General features: G+C 75.4%; 8 protein-coding genes. 5 read left to right on the plus strand and 3 right to left on the minus strand.

What is annotated here, in order from left to right:
* Positions 1-178 precede the first annotated feature (178 nt).
* Positions 179-1,447, plus strand: a complete 1,269-nt coding sequence (locus tag UXQ13_RS14740) for a sensor histidine kinase (RefSeq protein ID WP_336392483.1) — start codon at positions 179-181, stop codon at positions 1,445-1,447.
* Positions 1,444-2,124, plus strand: a complete 681-nt coding sequence (locus UXQ13_RS14745) for a response regulator transcription factor (RefSeq protein WP_225233006.1) — start codon at positions 1,444-1,446, stop codon at positions 2,122-2,124. The genes UXQ13_RS14740 and UXQ13_RS14745 overlap by 4 nt, the downstream gene beginning before the upstream one ends.
* A gap of 36 nt (positions 2,125-2,160) precedes the next feature.
* On the opposite strand, the gene UXQ13_RS14750 is transcribed toward UXQ13_RS14745, so the two are convergent.
* Both UXQ13_RS14750 and UXQ13_RS14755 read right to left on the minus strand, forming a co-directional pair.
* On the minus strand, positions 2,161-2,388 hold the full coding sequence (locus UXQ13_RS14750) for a DUF3072 domain-containing protein (RefSeq protein ID WP_225233005.1): 228 nt from the start codon (positions 2,386-2,388) through the stop codon (positions 2,161-2,163).
* Positions 2,389-2,398: 10 nt separating this feature from the next.
* Entirely contained in the window at positions 2,399-2,626 is a 228-nt protein-coding gene (locus UXQ13_RS14755; RefSeq protein WP_225233004.1) for a hypothetical protein, read from the minus strand.
* A 73-nt stretch (positions 2,627-2,699) separates the two neighbouring features.
* Between UXQ13_RS14755 and UXQ13_RS14760 the strand changes: the two genes are divergently transcribed.
* Positions 2,700-3,776 (plus strand): helix-turn-helix domain-containing protein, encoded by a 1,077-nt coding sequence (locus tag UXQ13_RS14760; RefSeq protein WP_380096085.1) that lies wholly within the window; start codon positions 2,700-2,702, stop codon positions 3,774-3,776.
* Here the strand turns inward: UXQ13_RS14760 and UXQ13_RS14765 are convergent.
* Positions 3,672-4,469, minus strand: coding sequence for a DUF3109 family protein (locus UXQ13_RS14765; protein ID WP_336392485.1), 798 nt, complete (start codon positions 4,467-4,469; stop codon positions 3,672-3,674). The two genes, UXQ13_RS14760 and UXQ13_RS14765, sit on opposite strands and share 105 nt — an antisense overlap.
* A gap of 56 nt (positions 4,470-4,525) precedes the next feature.
* On the opposite strand from UXQ13_RS14765, the gene UXQ13_RS14770 reads away from it, so the two are divergent.
* The gene (locus UXQ13_RS14770) at positions 4,526-5,470 is read left to right on the plus strand and encodes a Ppx/GppA family phosphatase (protein WP_336392486.1); all 945 of its coding nucleotides are present in this window, start codon (positions 4,526-4,528) and stop codon (positions 5,468-5,470) included.
* Entirely contained in the window at positions 5,467-6,312 is an 846-nt protein-coding gene (locus UXQ13_RS14775; RefSeq protein ID WP_225236142.1) for a hypothetical protein, read from the plus strand. Before UXQ13_RS14770 ends, UXQ13_RS14775 begins: the two co-directional genes overlap by 4 nt.
* Positions 6,313-6,363 lie beyond the last annotated feature (51 nt).

The following is a 6,363-nucleotide window of genomic DNA, read 5'->3' on the forward strand; positions in this document are numbered from 1 at the left end:
GGCGCAACCGGCTGGTTGCGGCTCGGGCGCCCGGGGACGAGCCTAGGGACTGATCGGTTCCCGCGCCGGGGCGCGCAGGTGAACGACGGCCCACCGGCCCGTGAACACTCCCTCCCGCGGGGGGTGATCACCCCTCCGGAGGCCGGGCGCGGGCCCCCCGGCGGCCTAGCATCGAGGCGTGCACCCGCTGCTGTGGCTGGCGCTCGGCCTCGTGCTGGGCGGTGCGGTCGGCGTCCTCGTCGCCCGCCTCCTCACCCGTGGTCAGCGTCCCGACCCCACGGGTCCCGCGCCGGACTACCTGCCCGGGTCGCCCACCCCGGTGGACGACGAGACCGTGCTCGCCCGCCGGCTGCTGGACCTGATGGACCCCGCCGTGGTGCTGCTGGACCTCTACGACTCGGTGCTGCTGGCCAACCCCTCGGCCCGTGCGCTGGGCATCGTCCGGGGCTCCCGCCTGCTGGTGCCCGGTCTGGTCTCCGTGGCGCACGAGGTCCGCCGCAGCGGGAGCCGGCGCTCGGACGTCCAGCTGCCCGGGGACCTGGTCGGCACCGGGCCCCGGATGGTCGGCGTGCACGGCGTCCGACTGGACAGCGGCCCGGCCCTGGAGCGCGGCCCGGTCGCCCTCGTCCTGCAGGACGTCACCGAGGCCCGCCGGGTCGAAGCCGTGCGCCGGGACTTCGTCGCCAACGTCGGGCACGAGCTGAAGACGCCGGTCGGTGCCCTCCTGCTGCTCGCCGAGGCCACCCAGGGGGCGGCCGACGACCCCGAGACGGTGCAGCGCTTCGCCGCCCGGATGACCCACGAGGCCGACCGGCTGTCCCGCCTGGTCCGCGAGCTGATCGACCTCTCCCGCCTGCAGGGGGCCGAGCCGCTGCCCGAGCTGACCCCGATCGACGTGCACGACGTGGTGGCCGAGGCCGTGGACCGCACCCGGCTGGCCGCCGCCGCCAAGGGCATCGAGCTGGCCGTCGGCGAGCAGACCGGGCTGGTCGTGCGCGGCGTGGAGGCCCAGCTGGCCACCGCGGTGACCAACATGCTGGCCAACGCGGTCGCCTACTCCCCGGACGCCACCAAGATCGCCGTCGGCACCCGGGCGCGCTCGGGCTTCGCCGAGATCGCGGTCACCGACTCGGGCATCGGCATCCCGCGCGCGGACCGGGCTCGGGTGTTCGAGCGGTTCTACCGGGTCGACCAGTCCCGGGCCAGCGCCACGGGCGGCACCGGTCTGGGCCTGGCCATCGTCAAGCACGTGGCCACCAACCACGGCGGGTCGGTCACGGTGTGGAGCGAGGAGGGCCTGGGGTCGACGTTCACCCTGCGCATCCCGCTGGCCCCGGCCGAGCCCGACCCGATCCCCACCACGGACCCCGCGGGGATCTCCCGCGATCGTGTCGACGCGCTCCGCGCGGCCGTCACCCCGACAGATGTGCAGAGAGGACGGTCATGACCCGAGTGCTGGTCGTGGAGGACGAGGAGTCCTTCTCGGACGCGCTGTCCTACATGTTGCGCCGCGAGGGCTACGAGGCGGTCGTCGCCGGCAACGGGATCGACGCCCTGGCCGAGTTCGACCGCGGCGGTGCCGACATCGTCCTGCTGGACCTCATGCTGCCCGGCCTGTCGGGCACCGAGGTCTGCCGGACACTGCGGGCCAAGAGCGCGGTCCCGATCATCATGCTGACCGCCAAGGACACCGAGATCGACAAGGTCGTCGGCCTCGAGCTCGGCGCCGACGACTACGTCACCAAGCCGTACTCCGCGCGGGAGCTGCTCGCCCGGATCCGCGCCGTGCTGCGGCGGGGCAGCGAGACCGACCTGCCGGTGGACGCCGCGCTGGCCGCCGGTCCGGTGCGGATGGACGTCGAGCGGCACACCGTCGCCGTGGACGGCGAGACCATCTCGCTGCCGCTCAAGGAGTTCGACCTCCTCGAGCTGCTGCTGCGCAACGCCGGCCGGGTGCTGACCCGGGGCCAGCTCATCGACCGGGTGTGGGGCGCGGACTACGTGGGCGACACCAAGACCCTCGACGTCCACGTCAAGCGCCTGCGCGCCAAGATCGAGCCCGACCCGGCGACCCCGAAGTGGCTGGTCACCGTGCGAGGCCTCGGCTACAAGTTCGAGTCCTAGCCCCTCGGCCCCTGCGAGGGGGCCGAGGGGGTCCGGCTACTTCCCGCGGCCGGTCTCTTCCTGGAGCTCGTCGATCTTGATCGAGGCGTCCGCCTTGGTGATGTCCTCGGGGACCTCCTCGCCGGCCTGCTGGGCCAGCGTGGACAGGTAGCTCTTCTGCGCCCCGGTGGCCGGCTCGTCGCCGGTCACCCAGTCGGAGGGGTCCTTCTCGGCCGTGGGGTCACCGGGCTGGCCGGTGTTGACCTTCGAGTCTGATTCGCTCATGCGTTCGAAGCTACGCGGCGATGCGTCGGTCCGCTCGTCGATCATGGGCGGCCCCCGCCAGCCGGGCCCGGGCCTCCTCGATGCGCCGGCCGGTGAGGTAGACGTGCTCCCGCCCGCAGGGGCAGGCCACGGCGACCGCGACGACGCCGGGCCGGGTGCGCGGGTCGGCCACCGGCCGCACGAGCCGGTCGGCGACGAGCTCGTCGGAGCGGGTGGCGGGGCAGGTGATCAGCAGCATGCGACCAGCCTGGTGCGGCCCCGTCGTCCCCACGAGTGGCAGTCATGACCCCGATCGCCGATTTCCTGCCATGATGGTCGACGTGTCCCGAACCCTCGTGGTGAGCGTCCTCGCCGGCAACGGCACCCTCGGCGCCTTCGGGCTCGGCTCGGCCAGCGAGGTCTTCGGCTACGACAACACGCGCTTCGGTCTGCCGACCTTCGACTACGCGCTGGTCGCGGAGGTCCCCGGCCCGGTGCGGACCGACACCGGCCTCACCGTGCTCGTCGAGCACGGGCTGGACCGCCTGGCGGTCTCCGACGTGGTCGTGGTGACCGCTCGGCACGACACCGACAGCGCCTGCCCGCCGGCGGTGCTGGCGGCGCTCCGGGCCGTGCACGCCCGCGGCGGGCAGCTGATCAGCCACTGCAGCGGTGCCTTCGTGCTCGCCGAGGCCGGCCTGCTGGACGGCCGGCGGGCGGCGACGCACTGGCGGGTGGCCGACGACCTGGCGGCTCGGTTCCCCGCCGTGGACGTCGACCCCCGGGTGCTCTACGTCGACGAGGGCTCGATCATCACCGGCGCGGGCACGGCCGCCGGCGTCGACGCGCTGCTGCACTGGGTGCGCCGGGAGTACGGCCCCGGCGCGGCGAACGCGCTGGCCCGGGAGATGGTCGTGCCCCCTCACCGCGACGGCGGGCAGGCCCAGTACGTCGACACCCCGGTGGCCCGCTGCGAGGACGACCTGCTCGGCGACGTCCTGGGCTGGGCGCAGGAGCACCTGGCCGAGGACCTCACCGTCGAGGTGCTGGCCCGCCGCGCGCTGATGAGCCCGCGCAGCTTCGCCCGCCGGTTCAAGGACACCACCGGGACGACGCCGCACGCCTGGCTGCTGGCCCGGCGGCTGGCCGCGGCCGAGACGCTGCTGACCGACTCCGACGCCCCGGTCGAGGAGGTGGCCCGGTTGGCCGGCTTCGGGACGGCGGCCGGGCTGCGCGAGCACTTCGCCCGGCGGCGGGGGATCAGCCCGCGCGCCTACCGCCAGGCGTTCCGGACCCGCTTGGGCTCAGGTGGGGCGGCGGCGGTGCAGCTCGACGGGCACCGGGCGGGGGCTGGCGGGGTGCGGGGCCACCAGGCCGAGGTCGAGGCGGGCATGGGTCAGCCGGCGTAGCTCCCGGTAGGCGGCGGGGCCGAGCAGCTCGGTCAGCTCGGCGGCGTAGGTGTCGACCAGCGGCTCGGCCGAGACGTGCGCGGTGGGGGACCCGGTGCACCACCAGTGCAGGTCGTGCCCGCCGGGACCCCACCCGCGGCGGTCGAACTCCCCGATGCTGCTGACCAGCACCCGGGTGTCGTCGGGCCGGTCCACCCACTCCTGCTCCCGGCGCACCGGCAGCTGCCAGCAGACGTCGGGCTTGGTCTCCAGTGGGTGCCGGCCGGTGCGCAGCGCCAGCCCGTGCAGCGCGCACCCGCCGCCGCCGGGGTGGTCGGCGCGGTTGAGGAACACGCAGGCGCCGTCCACCACGCGGGTGCGCAGCGCCTGGTCGTCGTCGTCCAGGTCGTCGGCCTCGGTCCAGTCGCCCGCCCACCGCGGACGGCGCTGCCAGTCGGCGTCGGTGAGCTCGGCGACCGCGGCACCGACCCGCTCGAGGTCGTCGGTGTCGGTGAAGAACGCCCCGTGGTTGCAGCACCCGTCCTCGGCCCGCCCGGCGACCACGCCGGCGCAGCCGCGCCCGTAGACGCAGGTCCAGGCCGAGGTCAGCCAGGTCAGGTCGGCCCGCACGCGGTGCTCGGGGTCGGCCGGGTCGGTGAACTCCAGCCACTCCCGGGCGTGGTCGGGGTCGACTTCCTCCGGCGGCGCCTGCACGGGTCCAGTGCACCACGTGGCCCCTGTGCGGGGAGGACCCGGCAGACTGTCCGGTCATGCGGCTGGGAGTGCTCGACGTGGGTTCGAACACAGTGCACCTCCTGGTGGTCGACGCCCACCGCGGCGCCCACCCGACACCGGCCCACTCGGACAAGACGGTGCTGCGGCTGGCCGAGCACGTGGGCGCCGACGGCGTGCTGTCCAAGGCGGGGGAGAAGGGCCTCCTGGCGGCCGTGCGGCGGGCCCGCGAGGTGGCCACCGAGCAGGGCTGCGAGGAGCTGCTCGGCTTTGTCACCTCCGCCATCCGGGAGGCCTCGAACGGGGCCAAGGTGCTGGAGCGGGTCGTCGAGGCGACCGGCGTGCAGCTGCAGGTGCTCAGCGGGGAGGACGAGGCCCGGCTGACGTTCCTCGCCGTCCGGCGGTGGTTCGGCTGGAGCGCCGGCCGGATCCTGGTGCTCGACATCGGCGGCGGCTCCCTGGAGCTGGCCACCGGCATCGACGAGGACCCCGACGTCGCCCTGTCGGTGCCGCTGGGTGCCGGCCGGATGACCCGCCGGTTCCTGCCCTCGGCCGAGGCCGGTGGGCGGCCGGACCTCGCCGCCCTGGAGGAGCTGGACGCGCACGCCTCCCGCCTGCTGGCCCCGGCCGGACGACGGCTGGCCGCGGCCGGTGTGCCGGACCTGGTGGTGGCCACCTCGAAGACCTTCCGCACGCTGGCCCGGCTGACCGGTGCCGCGCCCTACTCCGCGGGACTGCGGGTACCCCGGCAGCTCACCGCCGTCGGCCTGGGCCAGCTGGTCGGGTTCGTGTCCCGCATCGACTCCTCGGCGCTGGCCGAGCTCAACGGCGTCTCGGTGGACCGCGCGCACCAGGTGCCGGCCGGCGCGGTCGTGGCGCGGGCGGCCATGCGTGCGGTGGACGTCCCGCTCGTGGCAATCTGCCCGTGGGCGCTGCGCGAGGGCGTCATCCTGCGACGACTGGACGGGTTGGAGGGCGCATGAGCGACGCCGACCACTCCGTCCGCTCGCTGGCGGAGATCCTCCGCGAGCACGGCCTGGAGTCCGACGCCGGCACCCGGCCGGGGACCACCGGCCCGGTGCGCCCGGCGCGGCGCAAGCGCACGGTCGAGGAGACGCGGGCGGACAAGGAGGCCCGCGACGAGGGCTCCCGCCCGGGCCCGGCCGATACCTCCGGACCCGGCGGCGACGACCGCCGGGTCGCCGACCGGCGCACCGGCGCCCGGCGGACCGCGGACACCACCCCGCCGCCGCCCCTGGACGCCCGGGCGCCCAAGCCCGTCGCGCGGGCCACCCCGGAGACCGGGTCCCGGTTCGGCCGGCGCCGCGCACCCGAGCCCGCCCCCTCGACCGTCGAGCAGCCGGTCGCCGGGGAGCCCGGCCCCACCACGGCGGCGATCCCGGGCATGCGCACCGGGCGCACGCCCGGCTTCCCGGCCGGGGTCGGCTCCCGGGCCGGCTCGCCCGAGGTGCCCTCGACCGGCCCGATCCCGAAGATCGTGCTGCCCACCAGGGAGGACGAGGGGGCCGAGCCGCTCACCCGGGCGCAGAGCGCGGTGGCCTGGGCCCGGTTCGTCGGCGAGCTGGTGCTCGCCCTGGCCGTCGGGGTCGGCGTCTACTACCTGTTCACCGTGCTGTGGGAGCTGCTGCCCTACGCCGCGGTGGTGGCCGCGCCGCTGGCCATCGCCGGCATGGTGGGCGGGGTGTCCTTCTGGCGCAGCCGGCACGGGCAGGGGCCGATGGAGACCCGTCTGCTGGTGCTGCTGCTGTTCGCCGGCACCCTGCTGGTCGTCGTCCCCGCGGCCGGGCTGCTCGCCGGCACCTAGATGAGTAAGTCCGAATGACACGGGTGTGATTTCAGGGCGGAGGGTGCTGGG

This window comes from Klenkia terrae (genome assembly GCF_037083865.1).
In the GTDB taxonomy this organism is placed as follows: domain Bacteria; phylum Actinomycetota; class Actinomycetes; order Mycobacteriales; family Geodermatophilaceae; genus Klenkia; species Klenkia terrae.

Excerpts from the sequence above, each read along its gene's own strand:
- UXQ13_RS14745 (WP_225233006.1), top strand. The coding sequence starts at position 1,444 with ATGACCCGAGTGCTGGTCGTGGAGGACGAGGAGTCCTTCTCGGACGCG.
- UXQ13_RS14750 (WP_225233005.1), bottom strand. The coding sequence starts at position 2,388 with ATGAGCGAATCAGACTCGAAGGTCAACACCGGCCAGCCCGGTGACCCC.
- UXQ13_RS14755 (WP_225233004.1), bottom strand. The coding sequence starts at position 2,626 with ATGCTGCTGATCACCTGCCCCGCCACCCGCTCCGACGAGCTCGTCGCC.
- UXQ13_RS14760 (WP_380096085.1), top strand. The coding sequence starts at position 2,700 with ATGGTCGACGTGTCCCGAACCCTCGTGGTGAGCGTCCTCGCCGGCAAC.
- UXQ13_RS14770 (WP_336392486.1), top strand. The coding sequence starts at position 4,526 with ATGCGGCTGGGAGTGCTCGACGTGGGTTCGAACACAGTGCACCTCCTG.
- UXQ13_RS14775 (WP_225236142.1), top strand. The coding sequence starts at position 5,467 with ATGAGCGACGCCGACCACTCCGTCCGCTCGCTGGCGGAGATCCTCCGC.